Origin of the sequence: Nonomuraea sp. NPDC049624 (assembly GCF_040675255.1) — a bacterium.
Taxonomy (GTDB): domain Bacteria; phylum Actinomycetota; class Actinomycetes; order Streptosporangiales; family Streptosporangiaceae; genus Nonomuraea.
On sequence record NZ_JBFAOR010000002.1, the window covers coordinates 237,633 to 254,154 of the forward strand.

Genomic DNA, 16,522 nt, shown 5'->3' on the forward strand with positions numbered 1-16,522 from the left:
CGTAATTGGCCTCAAACTACGCATCTGCGCTGCGTCGGTAGGCCGTCCACATCTCGTGCATGCGGTCGGCCTGGCCCCGGGTGAACTCCGACATGCAGCGGTCGTGGGTGTAGTCCATGTAGTTGCGCATCGGGTCCGAACCGGCGTGGGGGCAGGTGTCCTTGCCCTCGGGGCAGCCTTCGGTCGCGCGGGCCTCGGGGGCGGTGTCGGCGATGCCGTCGCCGGGTTCGTCGCAGCCGTTCTCGAAGGTGTGGAACAGGCCGAGCCAGTGGCCGATCTCGTGGACGCCGGTGTAGCCCTTGTCGTAGTTGGTCATCGGGCCGCCGGGCAGGCTGCGCCAGTCGATCACGACGCCGTCGAGGGCGGGGGCGCCGGCGTACCAGTAGGGGTAGCTGGCGAAGCCCAGCATGAGCTCGCTGAGCTGGGCGATGTAGAGGTTGAGCGTCTGGGCGCCGCCCTGGTGCAGGCGGGTCTTCATGTCCTTCTCGGCGCCGACGGGGTCGGTGAACCAGCCGGCGTTCTCCTTGACGGACACGGACTCCAGCCTGAAGCGCACGCCGGTGTCGACGCCTCCGTTGCGGCCGGCGTAGGCGGCGTTGAGCACGTCGATCTGGGCCTTGACCGCCTGCTCGGAGACCTTGCGGCGGCCGTCGGTGAGGACGACCACCCGGGTCGGCACGGTGATGCGCGCGGGCACGGTCACCCCGCGCAGCCGGACCTTCAGCTCGGCCATGACCTTGGCGACGTCCTCGGGGAGCGGCGAGCGCGGGCCGGTCGCCCTCGGCTCGCCCGGGGACAGGCCAGGTGTCGGACCAGGAGCCGGGCGCCCGGTCAGGCCCAGGGCCGGGCGCCCGGTCAGACGCTCGGTCAGGCGCGCGGCCGACGACGGGCAGCGCGACGTCGGCGTGGCGTCGAGCGGGGGCGGCGGGACGAGCCCGGCCGCCAGCAGGCATGCCAACGAGACGGCGGTCGCGCGCCGGGCCATGCAATCCCCCTGTGACGCTATGGGCTGGTCAGATTACCGACCGTAGCCTTACCCGAGGGGATTGGGCTTCAGCAACACTCACTGCTTCTTGTCGTCGCCCCCGTCGCCACCCGACGGGAGACCTTCGTAGATCTCCTTGCACTCCGGGCAGACCGGGTATTTCTTCGGGTCCCGGCTGGGCACCCAGATCTTGCCGCACAGGGCGCGGATGGGTGTGCCCGTCACCATGCTCTCGGTGATCTTGTGCTTGTCCGCGTAGTGGGCGAAGCGCTCGTGGTCGCCGTCACCGTGCGAGGTGCGCGGCGTGGTCTCCTGCTCTGGGAGGATCTTCGTACTCACCCCATCGAGTTTATGCCCGCCGGCGAGCGGTCCCGCGTTCCGCGCCGGCGTGGCAGCGCGGCGAGCCCGGGAAGCCAGCCGAGCACGATTCCCCAGATCAGCCCCACGGCCAGGCCGCCGCCGAGATAGCCCAGATAGGCGCCGATCCCGGCCTGCGCGACCGTGGCGAGCAGCGCCGCGCGCAGCAGGTTCACCGCGACCGCGGCGACGAGGAACCTGCCCCAGGTGCGCCAGAAGCCGCCGCGCGTGGCCGCGACCGCGCCGACCAGGGCGAGCGCCAGGACCGTGTCGGCGAGCGTGAGCAGCCACGTCGTCTCGCCGAGGGGGACGACCCGCAGGCCCGGCAGCGCGTACGGGGCCCCGACCGCGGACGGCACGGCCAGGTAGCCGACCCGCGTGACCAGGGTCGAGCCGAACAGACCGAACCCCAGGACGATCGAGAAGGCGACGATCGCCGGCAGGCTATTGCGAACAAGGCTCATGTTCGGCAGGCTAGCCGCGTCCATGATTCTGATGGAAGACCCCATTTCCCGGCATCCGCGGAGATCAGATGAAGCGTGCCAGGTTGCTCGCGACGGCAGCCGTGCTCGTCCTGCTGGCCGGAGGCGCCGTCGCCGCCGCGACCAGGGACGCTCCCCCCTCCACGCCCCGCTATGTCACCGACGACCGGGGACGGGCGCTGATCCTGCACGGCTTCAACACGGCGGGCAGCGCCAAGGGCGCCCCCGACGCCCTGCCCGAGCTGACCCCGGACGACATCGACCGCGAGTACCGGGACATGGGCACGAATTTCGTGCGGTTCCTCATCCAGTGGCGGGCCGTGGAGCCCTCCCCCGGCACCTATGACACGAAATATCTGGACAAGGTGGCTGAGCGGGTGCGGTGGTACTCCGACCGCGGCTACCAGGTCATGCTCGACATGCACCAGGACCTGTGGGGCAACGGCATCACCCCCACCGGCGTCGCCGGCAACGGCGCGCCCGGCTGGGCCACCCACACCGACGGCCTGCCGGTGGCCACCGACCACTTCACCTGGGAGATGTACTACCTGGAGCCCGGCGTCATCCGGGCCTTCGACCACTTCTGGAACACCACCGGCGAGCACCCCGAGCTGATGGACCACTACGCCAGGGCGTGGGCGGCGGTCGCGGCCCGCTTCAAGGACGTGCCGGGCGTCCTCGGGTACGACCTGATGAACGAGCCGTGGGGCGGCTCGGTCCAGGGCGCGGCGTTCGAGACCGGCCCCCTGGCCACCCTCTACCGCAAGAGCATCGACCGGATCAGGGCGGTCGACCAGGACAGCTGGATCTTCCTGGAGCCGCAGGCCGTGGGCGTCAACTGGGGGCTGCCGTCGTCGCTGCCGCGCTTCGACGACCCGCGCGGCGGGCCGCCGCGCATCGCCTTCGCCCCGCACGTCTACCCGCTGCCGCTGGACCTCGGGGACGACTACGCCGCGGGCTCCAAGGAGTGGACCGACCGCACGCTGGGCTGGTGGCGCGACAACGTCGCACGGACGGCCGAGCGTATGAAGGCGCCCGTCCTGCTGGGCGAGTTCGGGCTGGACATGACCCGGCCCGGCGCGTCCGACCTGGTGCGGAAGGTCCAGGGGGTGAGCGACGAGGTGGGCACCGGCATGGCCTACTGGTCGCGGGACGCCGACGCGTGGGGGCCGTACGACGTGAAGGGCAAGGCCACCGCGTTGCCGGGCGCGTACGTCCGGGCGTACCCGAGGGCGATCGGCGGCGTCCCGGTCAGCGTCACGTACGGCGAGAACCGCCTCCAGGTGACCTTCGACGCCAACGAGACCGGCCCCACCGAGATCTACCTGCCCGAACGCGGCTTCCCGAACGGCGCCCGGGTGGACGGCGGCACCGCCGCCTGGAACGCCGCCCGGCGCATCCTGACGGTCACCACCAAGACCTCGGGCCGCGTCGTCCTGACCGTCACCCCCGCATGACCGGGCCCGGACAATTCGTCACCCCCGCACACGCGGGCCCGGACAGCGGAACGGCCCCCGCCACGCTTGGGCGGGGGCCGTTCCGGCGGGACGCGGTCAGCCCATGTGGACCGGCGCGCCCTCGCTCTTCCGCCCGGCCTTGACGAACAGCGTCAGCAGGGCCGTCAGCACCGCGACACCGGTGCTGACCAGGAAGGCGAGGTGCATGCCGTCCATGAACGAGTGGTGCACGGCGTCGGTGACCACCTGCGGCAGCCCGGGAGGCGCCGCGCCGAACGCGGCGGCCTTCTCCAGCAGCGGGAGCTGCGCGGGCGGGATCGCCTGCGCCGCCGGGCCGAGGTAGCCGGGCAGGGTGTCGGCGATCTCGCCGGCCATCACGGCGCCCAGGATCGCGGTGCCGAGCGCGCCGCCGACCTGCATGGCCGACTGCTGCACGCCACCCGCGACGCCGCTCAGCTCGACCGGCGCGTTGCCCACGATGATCTCGGTCGCGCCGACGAACACCGGCGAGAGACCGAAGGCCAGCAGCACGAACGGCAGGCCGCTCTCGATGAACGAGGCGTCGATGCTGAGACGCGACATGAGGAACATCGAGCACGCGGTGATCAGCAGACCGGCGGCCATCGTGATCTTCGGCCCGAGCTTGCCGATCGCCATGCCGGCCAGCGGCGAGGCCACGATCATGCCCGCGCTCATCGGCAACATGCGCAGACCGGCCTCCAGCGGGGTCAGGCCGTGCACGCCCTGGAAGAAGAAGCCCAGGAAGAACATCGCGCCGAACATGGCGAACGCGACCATCATCATCAGCAGGGTGCCGATCGAGATCGAGGCGTTCTTGAACAGCGACAGCGGCACGAGCGGCTGCTTGGCCCTGCTCTGCCAGAAGATGAACCCGGCGATGAGCACCACGAACGCGCCGATGAAGGTCAGCGTCGTCGAGTCGCCCCAGCCCCACTCGGGGGCCTTGATGATCGTCCAGACCAGCGAGAACATCGCGCCGGACAGCAGCAGCACGCCGAGCCAGTCGATCCTGGCGAACGTCTGGACGCGGTTCTCCTTGATCAGGAAGATGCCCATGATCAGCGCGACGATGCCCACCGGGGCGTTGATGAAGAAGACCGACTCCCAGCTCACCTTCTCCACCAGCACGCCGCCCACGATCGGGCCGGCGGCGCTGGACAGGCCGATGATCGCACCCCAGGCCCCCATGGCCTGGTTCAGCTTCTCACCGGGGAAGGCGCCGCGCAGCAGGGCCAGGGCGGCCGGCTGGAGCAGCGCGCCGAAGAGGCCCTGCAGCACCCGAAGGCCGATCAGCGCGCCGACCGGCGAAATGCCGGGAACGATGTCGGCCAGTTCCTGGCTGAGACCGATGCCGACCGAGGACAGAGCGAAGCCGGTCACGCCGATCAGGAAGACGCGCTTGTGCCCGAACAGGTCGCCGAGCTTGCCCGCCGTGATCAGGAACACCGCCAGCGCGAGCAGGTAACCGCTGGTCACCCACTGCAGGTCGGACAGCGACGCCTTCAACTCCACCTGGATGACGGGGTTGGCGATGCCCACCACCGTGCCGTCCAGCATCACCATGATGACGCCGAGGCTGACCGCCAGCAGCACCAGCCACGGGTTTCCGCCACCTGTCCCCGTCTTACCGAGGCCGGGCGACGACGGTTCGACGACCGCCTTCGCGTTAGCCATAAGGTCCCCCTCAGTCACATACCGCTCAACTGCGGCATAGGTCTCGTAAGCCTCAGGTAGGGTATGTCAGGCGATGACTTATGACAAACGATTTTAAAAAGACGCTGCATGACTTCTGGCACACTGTGACAGAAAGGTGGCGAAGGGGTGTCCGCTGTGGGTCTACGGGAACGCAAGAAGGAGAAGACGCGCCTCGCGCTCCTCGACGCGGCGCTCGACCTGTTCCTCGAACAAGGATACGAGTCCACCACGATCGAGCAGATAGCGGGGGTCGTCGAAGTCTCTCCCCGCACCTTCTTCCGCTACTTCACCAGCAAGGACCATCTCGTGCTGTGGTTCCACGACCACGGCGAGGAGATCCTGCTGGAGGAGTTCGCCGCTCGTCCCGCGGACGAGCCCCCGTTCACGTCGCTCATGCACGGCCTGCGGGCCATGGTGGACGACATGCAGGGGTCAACGCCGGAGGACACCGAGAGGTTCCTGAAGCTGCGGCAACTATTCGATAAATATCCACATCTGGTGGGACAGTCGGTGGCCCGGGGCGCCGTCACGGAGATGCGGCTGGCCGAGGCCGTCGCCGCCCGCAGGGGCGTCGCCCCCGAGGACGATCAGCTGACGTACCTGATCGTGGCGTTCGCGATGTCCACCATGCGCATCGGCTTCGAGTGCCCCCGCAGGGAGACCACCATGCCGGAGATCGTCTCGCGCATCTCCGAGGCGGTCGCGCTGGCCGAGGCGTCGCTGCGGCCGGGCTGGGACACCCGCCCGGCGGCCTAGTTCATCGTGGGGTCGTCGGGGCAGGTCGCCACGAAGGCCAGCTCGCCCGGCTGGCGGCGCAGCACGTGCCGCCAGAGCGAGCCGGGGTCGCCGTGGAAGGTGTCGCCGGCCTCGGAGTCGACGACGTACCAGGCGCCCTCGGCGATCTCGCTCTCCAGCTGGCCGGAGGTCCAGCCGGCGTACCCGGCGAAGATCCGCATCTGCGCGATCTCGCCCTGGAGGATCTCGGGGGGCGCGTCGAGGTCGACCGTGCCCAGGCGGGAGACGGCCGGGGTGCCCGCGTGCAGCCTGCGCCAGCCGAGCGGCTCCTCCCCGCTCGGGACCGCCGCGAGGGCGAGGGCGCTGTCGGTCTGCACGGGGCCGCCCTCGAACAGCACCGGCGGCCCGGTCACCAGCGGGTCCCAGACCGGCAGCACCTGTGTGACGGAGATGTCGCTCGGCCGGTTGAGCACCACGCCGAGCGTGCCGCCGTCGTGGTCGTGTTCCAGGATGAGCACGACGCTACGCCGGAAGTTGGGGTCGTCAAGAAGCGGCGTCGCCACCAACAAACCGCCGACGTAGATCGCTTCCGCCATACCTCCATCATGATGGGTGTGACGGGCTTCCGCTCCTCCGGCTCGGCCATGTTACTTTCTGTGCACTTATGGGCACGATCTGTGGCAAAGATCACGCTTGCGGGGCTCGGGAGGAGCACATGCGCATCGGTACACGCCTCGTCCTGGCCGCCCTTCCCGTGGGCGCGGCCCTGCTGCTTCCGTCGTCCGCGCAGGCGTGGCCACTGCCGGACCGGGGTGATCCGTTCACGATGACGACCGACCGGCTCGCGTGCGGTTCGGGGTCCGTACGGGTCACGCTGCGCAACCAGACGCCCCAGCTCGCCCGGTTCGACCTGCGGGTGGACGCGAGGAGCGTGGCGACCGGCTCGATCCCGGCCCGCAAGCAGGTGGTCAGGACGGTCCGCATCGACCGGGGCACCACCCGCGAGATCGAGGCGTTCTCGGTCACCGACACCCATCCCGACACGCTGATCGACTCCACCCGGGTGCGCAACGACTGCACCTGGGGGCGGGAGCGGCGGCACAGCCGGCTGCCGTACACCGGGCCGCCGTCCGACCTGTGGGGCAAGCTGGCCACGGCGGCCGGGCTCGTGGTGATGGGCGGGATCATGTGGTGGTACGGCTCCGTCTGGCCCCGTTCGGTGCCCGACGGCCCGCTGTGACCCCGCCCGTGACCCCGCCCGTGACCCCGCCCGTGACCTCGCCCGTGACCCCGCCCGCGCGGGAGGCCCCGTCGTGCCGCGTCAGGCCTCCCGCGCGACGAACGCGCCGGCCCGCGCCGCGGCCAGCGTGCGCAGCGCCGCGTCGCGGGCGACCGCCAGGTCCACCGGTTCCTTGGTGACCAGCAGGCGGTAGTAGAGCGGCGCGGAGATCGCCCGGATCACCTCCATGCCGTCGGTGCCCTCGGGCAGCTCACCCCGTTTCACCGCGAGGTCGACGACCTTGGCCCACTCCTCGATGCGCCGCAGGTAGAACGCCCGCAACGCCTGGACGGCCTGCGCGTCGGAGGTGCCCGCCGCGATCACCGCCTGGAACGTGGCCCCGAGCCGGTGGTCGGTGACCGCGCCCACGACGGCCACGGCGTTGGCCAGCAGGTCGCCCTCGATGGATCCCGTGTCGGCGTGCGGTGACGACTGCTCGGCCAGCTCGGTCATCAGGTCCGTCACCAGCCCGGCCCTGCTGCCCCAGCGCCGGTAGACCGTGGTCTTGCCCACGCCGGCCCTGGCCGCCACCTGGTCCATGGTCAGCCCATGGAAACCGTGCTCGACCAGCTCGTCCTGAGTGGCCTCCAGCACGGCCGCGCGCACGCGCGCGGTGCGGCCCCCTGGCCGCACAGTCCCCGCCAAACGGGACTCTTGTTCCATTAATGCCCCTCTCGTGCTATCGTCGTGCCGCATCTTAACGGAACTAGTGTCCCATTAGGGGGATGGCATGACCGTGCTCGCCGATCGGCCCCGATCCGATCGCATGACGTCCGCGCAGCGGCTGGTTCTGGTGCTCCTGCTGGGGTCCCAGTTCATGCTCGCCGTGGACTTCTCCATTCTGAACGTGGCGCTGCCGGTGATCGGTTCAGGTCTCGGCTTCGCGCTGTCCGACCTCCAGTGGGTGGCCACGGCGTTCGCGCTGGCCGCCGCCGGGTTCACGTTGCTGTTCGGCAGGATCGCCGACCTGTTCGGGCGGCGCCGGCTGTTCCTGGCCGGCATGGTGCTGCTCGGCGTCTCCTCGCTGGCCGGCGGCCTGGCCGTCTCACCCGGCATGCTGCTGGTCGCCCGGGTCGTCCAGGGCCTGGCCACGGCCGTCGTCACGCCCGCCGGGCTCGCGCTGCTCACCACGTCGTTCCCCGAGGGGCCGCTGCGGGCCAGGGCGCTCGGCCTGAACGGCGCGCTGATGTCGGCCGGGTTCACCTCGGGCGCGATCCTGGGCGGGCTGCTGACCGAGCTGCTGAGCTGGCGGTGGGCGTTCTTCGTCAACGTGCCCGTAGCGCTGGCCGTGGTCGTCGCCGCGCCCGTGGTGCTGAAGGAGAGCCGTCCCGCCGAGCGGCCCAGGATGGACCTGCCCGGCGCGGTGACCGTGACCGCCGGCCTGCTCGCGCTGGTCTTCGGCCTGACCAGGGCCGGCGAGCACGGCTTCGCCGACGCCCTCGGCCTCGGCGCGCTGGCCGTCGGCGGCGCCCTGCTCGTCGCCTTCTGGTACGTCGAGCGCCGCGCCGCCGCGCCCCTGGTGCCCGTCTCGATCCTGGCCAGGCCCAACGTCACGTGGGGCAACCTGGCCGGGCTGATCGCCTTCGCCACCGAGACGTCCCTCGTCTTCCTCATGACCCTCTACCTGCAGAAGGTGCTCGGCTACTCGGCCCTGGCGACCGGGCTGGCGTTCGGGGTGCTGGGGCTCGGCACCGTGCTCGGCGGCGTGCTCGCGCCCCGGGTCCTCGGCCGGCTCGGCAGGGGCCGGGCGCTGGCGGCCGGGTTCGGGCTCCAGGCCGTCGCGACGGCGTCGCTGGCGCTGCTCGGCGCCGGGCCCGGCTGGATCTGGCTGCTGCTGGCGGCCACGTTCGCGGGCGGGATCGGGAACATGGTGGCGATCGTCGGGTTCATGGTGACGGCCACGTCCGGCCTGCCGGACTCCGAGCAGGGCCTGGCCACCGGCCTGGCGACGATGACGCAGCAGGTCGGCATCACCATGGGCATCCCCGTCATGAGCGCCGTGGCCACGGCCGCGATGGGCACCGTGCTCCAGGGCGTGATCGTGGCGGTGCTCGTCAACGCCGCACTGACGGTCGGCGGAGTGCTGATTTCCCGCAAGCGTTCGGCAATGTCGAACTGATCTGCGCTAGGGTGGCCGCCGTGGGAGAGACGATTCAATCGGTGGAACGGGCGGCCGCGATCCTGCGGCTGCTCGCATCCGGCCCCCGCCAGCTCGGCGTGGCAGAGCTGGCCAGGGCGCTGGGCCTGCCCAAGGGCACGCTCCACGGCATCCTGCGCACGCTGGTCCGGGTCGGCTTCGTCGAGCAGGACGCCGCCACCGGCAAGTACCGGCTCGGGGCCACGCTGCTCCACCTGGGCAGCAGCTACCTCGACGTCAACGAGCTGCGCACCCGCTCGATCAACTGGGCCGACGCCCTGGCCGGGCGGAGCAGGGAGAGCGCCTGGATCGGCACCCTGCACGAGGGGCACGTGCTGGTGATCCACCACGTGTTCCGCCCCGACGACAGCATGCAGACCCTCCAGGTCGGCACCTACCTGCCGACGCACGCCAGCGCGCTCGGCAAGGTGCTGCTCGCCTACGACCCGTACGGCGAGTCGCTCGCGGCCCCGCCGCTGCCGGCCTACACCGACCGCACGCTGGTCGACGCCGCCAAGCTGGAGGAGGAGCTGGAGCAGGTCCGGGCCAGGGGGTGGGCGGCCGAGATGGAGGAGCTCACCGAGGGCGAGGTCGCCATCGCCGCCCCGATCAAGGACCCGCGCGGCCTCGTGGTGGGCGCCATCGGCATCCGCGGCGCGGTCGAACGGCTGACCGCCGACGGCGCCCTGACCATGGAGTACGTCTCCTACGTCCGCGACGCCGCCCGCGCGATCACCCGCGATCTGGCCAGATGACCGGTTGAACAACACCGGGGCGAACACGTAACATCGCTCACATCGTTCGACAATGTCGAACCCCGACTCCCAAGCGAGGAACCTCGTGCCTCGACCGCACTACATCGCCGCCATCGACCAGGGCACCACGTCCAGCCGGTGCATCGTCTTCGACCAGGCCGGCAACATCGTCACCGTCGCCCAGCGCGAGCACCGCCAGATCTTCCCCAAGCCCGGCTGGGTCGAGCACGACGCCGAGGAGATCTGGCAGTCGGTCCGGACCGTCATGGCCGAGGCCACCGAGGGGCTCGACATCGCCGCGCTGGGCATCACCAACCAGCGGGAGACCACCGTCCTGTGGGACCGGGAGACCGGGCGTCCCGTCTGCCCCGCGGTCGTGTGGCAGGACACCAGGACCGACGCGCTCACCCGCGCGCTCGCCGAGCACGAGGGGCTGTTCAAGGAGAAGGCCGGCCTGCCGCTGACCACGTACTTCTCCGGGCCGAAGATCCGCTGGCTGCTCGACGCGTACGGCCTGCGCGAGCGGGCCGAGCGCGGCGAGGTGCTGTTCGGCACGATGGACAGCTGGCTGCTGTGGAACCTGACCGGCCGCCACCTGACCGACGTGACCAACGCCAGCCGCACGATGCTGATGAACATCCACACACTGAGCTGGGACGACGACCTGCTCGCCGCCCTCGGCGTGCCGCGCGCGATGCTGCCGGAGATCCGCCCGTCCGCCGAGGTCTACGGCCACACCGCGGCCGGCGTGCCGGTGGCCTCCGCGCTCGGCGACCAGCAGGCCGCGCTGTTCGGCCAGACCTGCTTCGAGCCCGGCGAGACCAAGAGCACCTACGGCTCGGGCAGCTTCCTGCTGATGAACACCGGCCAGGAGCCCGTCGTCTCCCGGCACGGCCTGCTGACCACCGTCGGCTACCAGATCGGCGACGGCCCGGCCACGTACGCCCTGGAAGGCGCGATCGCCGTCACCGGCTCGCTGGTGCAGTGGCTGCGCGACAACCTGGGCCTGATCTCCAGCGCCGCCGAGATCGAGACGCTGGCCAAGACCGTCGACGACAACGGCGGCTGCTACTTCGTCCCGGCCTTCTCGGGGCTGTTCGCGCCCCACTGGCGTTCCGACGCCCGCGGCGTGATCGCCGGGCTGACCGGGTTCGTCACCAAAGGCCACATCGCGCGGGCCGTCCTGGAGGCCACCGCCTGGCAGACCCGCGAGGTCGTCGACGCGATGAACGCCGACTCCGGCCTCGACCTGACCACGCTGCGCGCCGACGGCGGCATGACCGCCGACAACCTGCTCATGCAGACGCTGGCCGACGTGCTGGCCGTCCCCGTGATCAGGCCGATGGTCGCCGAGACCACCGCGCTCGGCGCCGCGTACGCCGCCGGCCTGGCCACCGGCTACTGGCCCGACCTCGACAGCCTGCGCGCCAACTGGCACAAGGCGTCGGAGTGGCGGCCGGAGATCGACGAACAGGTCCGCGCGCGGGAGTACCGCAATTGGAAGAAGGCCGTGGCCCGCACCCTCGACTGGGTCGAACAGTAGGACTGGAGCACGTCATGAACATCGCCATCGGCGCCGACCGGGCCGAGGTCCGGCACGAGCTCTCGCGCGCCACGTACGACCTGCTGGTGATCGGCGGCGGCATCCTCGGCACCTCCGTCACCTGGATGGCCGCGCAGGCCGGGCTGCGGGTGGCGATGGTCGAGGCGGGCGACTTCGCCGGGGCCACCTCCAGCGCGTCCTCCAAGCTGGTCCACGGCGGCCTGCGCTACCTGCAGACCGGCAACGTCAAGCTGGTCGCCGAGAACCACCGCGAACGCCGCGCCCTGGCCGCCGACATCGCGCCCCACCTGGTCAAACCGCTCAGCTTCCTGGTGCCGATCTACAAGGGCGGCCCGCACGGCGCGGCCAAGCTCGGCGCCGGCGTCTTCCTGTACTCCGCGCTGTCGGTGTTCGGCGACGGCATGGGCAAGGTCATCACGCCGCACCAGGCCATGACCCGCGTCCCCGCGCTGCGCAGCGAGGGCCTGCGCGCCGCCGCCGTCTACGGCGACCACCAGATGAACGACAGCCGCGTGGCCGTCATGACCGTGCGCGCGGCCGTCGACGCGGGGGCGGTCGTGCTCAACCACGCCGAGGTCGTCGGACTGCGCAAATCGGGCGCCAACGTGACCGGGGCCGAGCTGCGCGACCGCCTCGACGGCACCGAGTTCGGGGTGGACGCCCGGCTCGTCCTCAACGCCACCGGCCCGTGGGTGGACCACCTGCGCCGGATGGAGGACCCGCACGCCGCGCCGAGCATCAGGCTCTCCAAGGGCGCCCACCTGGTCATGCGCCGCCACGACCCGTGGAAGGCCGCGCTCACCACGCCGATCGACAAGTACCGGGTCTCCTTCGCCATCCCGTGGGAGGACCACCTGCTGCTCGGCACCACCGACGAGGCCTACGAGGGCGACCCTGCCGACGTGCGCGCCACCGACGCCGACATCGCCCAGATCCTCGACGAGGCCGGCCACGCCGTACGCGACTGCCAGCTCCGCCGCGAGGACATCACCTACGCCTTCGCCGGGCTGCGCGTGCTGCCCGGCGGCCCCGGGCAGGTGTCGGCCGCCAAGCGGGAGACCGTGGTGACCAGGGGCGCGGGCGGCATGTTGTCGGTCGCGGGCGGCAAGTGGACCACCTACCGGCACATCGGCAGGCACGTCCTGGAGACCCTCTCCCGCCTGCCGGGCCGGCCGCTCGGCGACGACCTGGCCGACATCCTGCCCGCCGTGCCGCTGCCCGGACTGGCCAGCCCGGACGCCGTCGCCATGCGCCTGTGGACCGAACGCGAGCCGGGCGCCCGCATGGACCCGCTGGTCGCCCGCAACCTGGCCACCCACTACGGCACGATCGCCTTCGACGTGGCCCGGCTCATCCGCGACGACCCCTCGCTCGGCGAGCGCATCCACCCCGACGGGCCCGACATCTGGGCCCAGGCCGTCTACGCCCGCGACCACGAGTGGGCGGCCACCGTCGACGACGTCGTGCGCCGCCGTACCACGCTCACCGTGCGCGGCCTCGACACGCCCGACGTCCGCACCCGCATCGAGCAGCTCCTCGCCTGATCGTCAACCGGGCCGCGGCGGCACCCCGCCGCCGCGGCTGCGACGAACGTCACCGCAGATCACAGGTTCGAAGCGGCCGGTACGGGGAATCCGAGATGTCGCATCTGTCGCCGCGGCCCCCCGGGCCACACCGACGGCGTCGGAGCGCCTACCGGCCGAACCCTCTTCTGCCGCCCCCATGGAGGTGACGTCATGTCCACCAAGTCCCGGCTGCACATCGCGATGGTGGCTCCCCCGAGGTTCGAGAACCCGCCCCGCTCGTACGGCGGTGTCAAGGTCATGATGGACGACCTCGCGCGGGCCCTGCTCAGACTGGGCCACCAGGTCACCCTGATCGGCGCGGGCCGGTCGGGCACTTCCCCCCACGTCCTGGCCGCCTACACCCAGCCGCCCTCCCACCCATTGGACGAACCCGCCCCTGGGGCGGCGGTCCCCGACGTCCGGCCGGAGGACCTGGACGTGGACGTCGTCCACGACCACTCCCCGGCGGGCTCGGTGACCGCCCTGAACCCCCGGATCCCGACGGTGACGACCGTCCACGGCCCGGCCTCGGGCGAGCAGGCCGAGCGCTACCGCCGGCTCGGCGACTCCGTCAGCCTGGTGTCCACCTCGACGTTCCAGCGCATGCAGGCCCCCGACCTCAACTGGCTGGGCACCGTGCACAACGGCGTGGACCTGAAGAGCTTCCCCTTCCGCGAGCGCAAGGAGGACTACGCGCTCTTCCTCGGCCGGTTCAGCCCGGACAAGGGCGCCCACCTGGCCATCGACGCCGCCCGGCGGGCCGGCCGGCGCATCGTGCTGGCCGGCCGGCTGACCGAGCCGTCCGAGCGGGAGTACTTCGACCGCCACATCCGCCCCCGGCTCGGCGACGACGCCGTCTATGTCGGCGAGGCCGACGGACCGCGCAAGCGCGAGCTGCTGGCCGACGCCCACTGCCTGCTCTTCCCCAGCCGCCGGGAGGAGGCGTTCGGCATGGTCATGATCGAGGCCATGGCGAGCGGCACCCCGGTGGTCGCGCTGCGCGGCGGCGCCGTGGGCGAGGTCCTCGTCGACGGCATCACCGGCTACGTCTGCGACGACCCCGCCGACCTGGCCGAGGCGGTCGAAGCCGCGGGCGGCCTGAACCCGGCCGACTGCCGCATGCACGTCAAGCGCAACTTCGACGCGCTCGGCATGGCCATGGGCTACGAGAAGATCTACGAACTGAGCATCCGCGACCGGCGTCCGGCGCCGTTCGCCGCCTGACCCGCGCGTCCCCGTGCGGCGGATCGCCGCCGCACGGGGTGTCGCCCCCGTCCCGGGGGAAGGGGGTAGGCATGCGCACTGCCATGAACGAGGCTCTGATCAGGCATTTCACCGACCTGCGCGACGGCGTCCACGGCGGCGTCACCGCGCGGGAGGACAAGGAACGCCTGTTCGCCACGGCGGTCGAGCTGCTCGACCCGGTGGCGCGGGCGACGCTGGACGAGTTCAACGCCGACCTGCTCCTCGGCACGGGGCAGGTGGTGGCCAGCGGGCTCACCAGGTCTCAGGAGGGCGGGCTCAACGCCATGTGGTCGCTCACCTGGCCGGAGCAGCGCGACAAGGACATCCTGCCGATCGCGATCGTGGCCCACTACGGCGCCGACTTCCACCACCCGCACCTGCGCGGCAACACGGTCGGGGACTGGCCGCTGAACGTCTTCGACCACTCGGACGCGGCCGGCCAGCTCACCACCCTGCGCGCCATCGCCGCCGCCGACGCCCACAACCTGGTCTTCCAGGAAAGCTACCGCCTCATCCCCGCCGTCACCCGGTAGCCATCCCCGCCCTCACGACTTCGAGCCTTCCGTCCTCACGGCCGCGAGCGTTCCGTCCTCACACCCACGAGCCTTCTGTCCTCACGGCCGTGAGCCTTTTTCCGTCTTTACGGCTTCGCGTGGTCAGGCCACCCGCCGTACTCCGGCTGGTGGCCTTCCAGGGCGTGCCCGCTGACCCTTCACCGGCGCGCCGCCGTGACGGTGCGCTCTGTGGGCCGCCTGGGTGCGGGGGCCGAGCCTGTCTGGAGCGGCCCCCGCGCCATCACGCCTCGGTGAAACCGCGGGCCCGGCCGCCGGCGCTCTCGCGGACCGCGGCGGCCACCGCCGTCGCCACGTCGGGGTGGAAGACGCTCGGCACGATGTAGTTGGGGCCCAGCTCCTCCGGGGTCACCACGGCCGCCAGCGCGCCCGCCGCGGCCAGCAGCATCTCCTGCGTCACCCCGCCGGCCTGCGCGTCGAGCAGCCCGCGGAACACGCCGGGGAAGGCCAGCACGTTGTTGATCTGGTTGGGGTAGTCGGAGCGGCCGGTCGCCACCACGGCGGCGTGCTCGCGCGCGTCGTCGGGCGAGACCTCGGGCTCGGGGTTGGCCAGCGCGAACACCACGGAGTCCTTGGCCATCGTCGCGATGTCGTCGCCGGTCAGGATGCCGGGCGCGGACACGCCCACGAACACGTCGGCGTCCTTGACCGCGCCGCGCAGGTCGCCCGCGTAGCCGTCGGCGTTGGTGTGCTCGGCGATCCAGCGCAGCGAGTCGTCGAGATCGTCGCGGCCCTTGTGCACGGCGCCCAGGTAGTCGCAGACGACCACGTTGCGGGCGCCGGCGGCCAGCAGCAGCCGCAGCACCGCGTTCCCGGCCGCGCCGGCGCCGGCCATCGTGATCCTGACGTTCTCGATGGACTTGTTCACCACGCGCAGCGCGTTGGTCAGCGCCGCCAGCACGCAGATCGCCGTGCCGTGCTGGTCGTCGTGGAAGACCGGGATGTCCAGCAGCTCGCGCAGCCGGCGCTCGACCTCGAAGCAGCGCGGCGCGCCGATGTCCTCCAGGTTGATGCCGCCGAACCCGGGCGCGATCAGCTGCACCGTGCGGACGATCTCGTCGACGTCCTGGGTGTCGAGGCAGATCGGCCAGGCGTCGATGCCCGCGAACCGCTTGAACAGGGCCGCCTTGCCCTCCATGACCGGCAGCGCGGCCTCCGGCCCGATGTTGCCCAGCCCCAGCACCGCCGACCCGTCGGTGACCACGGCCACCGAGTTACGCTTGATCGTCAGGCGCCGCGCGTCCTCCTTGTTCCTGGCGATGGCCATCGACACGCGCGCCACGCCCGGGGTGTAGGCCATGGACAGCTCGTCGCGGTTGCGCAGCGGCACCTTCGACTTCATCTCGATCTTGCCGCCGAGGTGCATGAGGAACGTGCGGTCGGAGACCTTGTGGATGACGACGCCCTCGACCGCCTCCAGCTGGTCGACGATGGCCTGCGCGTGGTCGGTGTCACGCGCGGCGCAGGTGACGTCGATGCGGAGCTTCTCGTGGCCCGCGTTGGTGACGTCGAGGGCGGTCACCACGCCGCCGGCCGACTCTACGGCGTGGGTGAGCTGGCTCACGGCCTTGCCGCCTGCGGGCACCTCGAGACGCACGGTTATGGAGTACGACACACTCGGGACGGTCGCCACGTCAATCGCTCCTTCGGGACTGACCAAGAAGTCATCCAAG

The 16,522-nt window shown here is 71.4% G+C and carries 16 protein-coding genes; 9 read left to right on the forward strand and 7 right to left on the reverse strand.

Annotation, left to right across the window (positions count from 1 at the left end; translation table 11 throughout):
* Positions 1-16: 16 nt before the first annotated feature.
* The 3 genes from AB0J76_RS07370 to AB0J76_RS07380 form a co-directional block, all read right to left on the reverse strand.
* Complete coding sequence (locus AB0J76_RS07370; RefSeq protein WP_364389081.1) at positions 17-985, reverse strand: M43 family zinc metalloprotease; 969 nt, start codon at positions 983-985, stop codon at positions 17-19.
* Positions 986-1,063: 78 nt separating this feature from the next.
* Positions 1,064-1,324 carry a DUF3039 domain-containing protein gene (locus AB0J76_RS07375; RefSeq protein WP_352326135.1) on the reverse strand — a complete coding sequence of 87 codons (261 nt, stop codon included), beginning with the start codon at positions 1,322-1,324 and terminating at the stop codon, positions 1,064-1,066.
* Complete coding sequence (locus tag AB0J76_RS07380) at positions 1,321-1,806, reverse strand: hypothetical protein (RefSeq protein ID WP_352326136.1); 486 nt, start codon at positions 1,804-1,806, stop codon at positions 1,321-1,323. The genes AB0J76_RS07375 and AB0J76_RS07380 overlap by 4 nt, the downstream gene beginning before the upstream one ends.
* A gap of 68 nt (positions 1,807-1,874) precedes the next feature.
* Between AB0J76_RS07380 and AB0J76_RS07385 the strand changes: the two genes are divergently transcribed.
* Positions 1,875-3,281, forward strand: coding sequence for a cellulase family glycosylhydrolase (locus tag AB0J76_RS07385; RefSeq protein WP_352326137.1), 1,407 nt, complete (start codon positions 1,875-1,877; stop codon positions 3,279-3,281).
* Between the two features lie 96 nt (positions 3,282-3,377).
* Here the strand turns inward: AB0J76_RS07385 and AB0J76_RS07390 are convergent, their stop codons facing one another.
* Positions 3,378-4,976, reverse strand: coding sequence for an MFS transporter (locus AB0J76_RS07390; protein ID WP_352326139.1), 1,599 nt, complete (start codon positions 4,974-4,976; stop codon positions 3,378-3,380).
* A 147-nt stretch (positions 4,977-5,123) separates the two neighbouring features.
* Here AB0J76_RS07390 and AB0J76_RS07395 point away from each other — a divergent pair, with 147 nt between their 5' ends.
* Positions 5,124-5,753: a TetR family transcriptional regulator gene (locus AB0J76_RS07395; RefSeq protein WP_352326140.1), complete on the forward strand. Its 630-nt coding sequence runs from the start codon at positions 5,124-5,126 to the stop codon at positions 5,751-5,753.
* Here AB0J76_RS07395 and AB0J76_RS07400 read toward each other — a convergent pair.
* Positions 5,750-6,328: a YqgE/AlgH family protein gene (locus AB0J76_RS07400; protein ID WP_352326141.1), complete on the reverse strand. Its 579-nt coding sequence runs from the start codon at positions 6,326-6,328 to the stop codon at positions 5,750-5,752. The two genes, AB0J76_RS07395 and AB0J76_RS07400, sit on opposite strands and share 4 nt — an antisense overlap.
* 119 nt (positions 6,329-6,447) lie before the next feature.
* On the opposite strand from AB0J76_RS07400, the gene AB0J76_RS07405 reads away from it, so the two are divergent.
* Entirely contained in the window at positions 6,448-6,972 is a 525-nt protein-coding gene (locus AB0J76_RS07405; RefSeq protein ID WP_352326143.1) for a hypothetical protein, read from the forward strand.
* Positions 6,973-7,053: 81 nt separating this feature from the next.
* Here AB0J76_RS07405 and AB0J76_RS07410 read toward each other — a convergent pair whose 3' ends face one another.
* The gene (locus tag AB0J76_RS07410; protein WP_352326144.1) at positions 7,054-7,674 is read right to left on the reverse strand and encodes a TetR/AcrR family transcriptional regulator; all 621 of its coding nucleotides are present in this window, start codon (positions 7,672-7,674) and stop codon (positions 7,054-7,056) included.
* A 103-nt stretch (positions 7,675-7,777) separates the two neighbouring features.
* Between AB0J76_RS07410 and AB0J76_RS07415 the strand changes: the two genes are divergently transcribed.
* From AB0J76_RS07415 to AB0J76_RS07440, 6 genes are all read left to right on the forward strand, one after another.
* Positions 7,778-9,130 carry an MFS transporter gene (locus AB0J76_RS07415; protein WP_352326145.1) on the forward strand — a complete coding sequence of 451 codons (1,353 nt, stop codon included), beginning with the start codon at positions 7,778-7,780 and terminating at the stop codon, positions 9,128-9,130.
* Positions 9,131-9,150: 20 nt separating this feature from the next.
* Positions 9,151-9,903, forward strand: a complete 753-nt coding sequence (locus AB0J76_RS07420) for an IclR family transcriptional regulator (protein WP_352326147.1) — start codon at positions 9,151-9,153, stop codon at positions 9,901-9,903.
* An 85-nt stretch (positions 9,904-9,988) separates the two neighbouring features.
* Complete coding sequence (glpK, locus tag AB0J76_RS07425) at positions 9,989-11,446, forward strand: glycerol kinase GlpK (protein WP_352326149.1); 1,458 nt, start codon at positions 9,989-9,991, stop codon at positions 11,444-11,446.
* Between the two features lie 14 nt (positions 11,447-11,460).
* A complete protein-coding gene (locus tag AB0J76_RS07430; RefSeq protein WP_352326150.1) occupies positions 11,461-13,011 on the forward strand; it encodes a glycerol-3-phosphate dehydrogenase/oxidase in 1,551 nt (516 codons plus the stop codon).
* Positions 13,012-13,203: 192 nt separating this feature from the next.
* Positions 13,204-14,256, forward strand: a complete 1,053-nt coding sequence (locus AB0J76_RS07435; protein WP_352326152.1) for a glycosyltransferase family 4 protein — start codon at positions 13,204-13,206, stop codon at positions 14,254-14,256.
* Between the two features lie 71 nt (positions 14,257-14,327).
* Positions 14,328-14,810: a hypothetical protein gene (locus tag AB0J76_RS07440; RefSeq protein WP_352326153.1), complete on the forward strand. Its 483-nt coding sequence runs from the start codon at positions 14,328-14,330 to the stop codon at positions 14,808-14,810.
* Between the two features lie 262 nt (positions 14,811-15,072).
* On the opposite strand, the gene AB0J76_RS07445 is transcribed toward AB0J76_RS07440, so the two are convergent.
* Complete coding sequence (locus AB0J76_RS07445) at positions 15,073-16,482, reverse strand: NAD-dependent malic enzyme (protein WP_352326154.1); 1,410 nt, start codon at positions 16,480-16,482, stop codon at positions 15,073-15,075.
* Positions 16,483-16,522: the final 40 nt, after the last annotated feature.

Coding starts and splice junctions, on each gene's coding strand:
- AB0J76_RS07370 (WP_364389081.1), bottom strand. CDS start 985: ATGGCCCGGCGCGCGACCGCCGTCTCGTTGGCATGCCTGCTGGCGGCC.
- AB0J76_RS07380 (WP_352326136.1), bottom strand. CDS start 1,806: ATGAGCCTTGTTCGCAATAGCCTGCCGGCGATCGTCGCCTTCTCGATC.
- AB0J76_RS07385 (WP_352326137.1), top strand. CDS start 1,875: ATGAAGCGTGCCAGGTTGCTCGCGACGGCAGCCGTGCTCGTCCTGCTG.
- AB0J76_RS07390 (WP_352326139.1), bottom strand. CDS start 4,976: ATGGCTAACGCGAAGGCGGTCGTCGAACCGTCGTCGCCCGGCCTCGGT.
- AB0J76_RS07400 (WP_352326141.1), bottom strand. CDS start 6,328: ATGGCGGAAGCGATCTACGTCGGCGGTTTGTTGGTGGCGACGCCGCTT.
- AB0J76_RS07405 (WP_352326143.1), top strand. CDS start 6,448: ATGCGCATCGGTACACGCCTCGTCCTGGCCGCCCTTCCCGTGGGCGCG.
- AB0J76_RS07410 (WP_352326144.1), bottom strand. CDS start 7,674: ATGGAACAAGAGTCCCGTTTGGCGGGGACTGTGCGGCCAGGGGGCCGC.
- AB0J76_RS07415 (WP_352326145.1), top strand. CDS start 7,778: ATGACGTCCGCGCAGCGGCTGGTTCTGGTGCTCCTGCTGGGGTCCCAG.
- AB0J76_RS07430 (WP_352326150.1), top strand. CDS start 11,461: ATGAACATCGCCATCGGCGCCGACCGGGCCGAGGTCCGGCACGAGCTC.
- AB0J76_RS07435 (WP_352326152.1), top strand. CDS start 13,204: ATGTCCACCAAGTCCCGGCTGCACATCGCGATGGTGGCTCCCCCGAGG.
- AB0J76_RS07440 (WP_352326153.1), top strand. CDS start 14,328: ATGCGCACTGCCATGAACGAGGCTCTGATCAGGCATTTCACCGACCTG.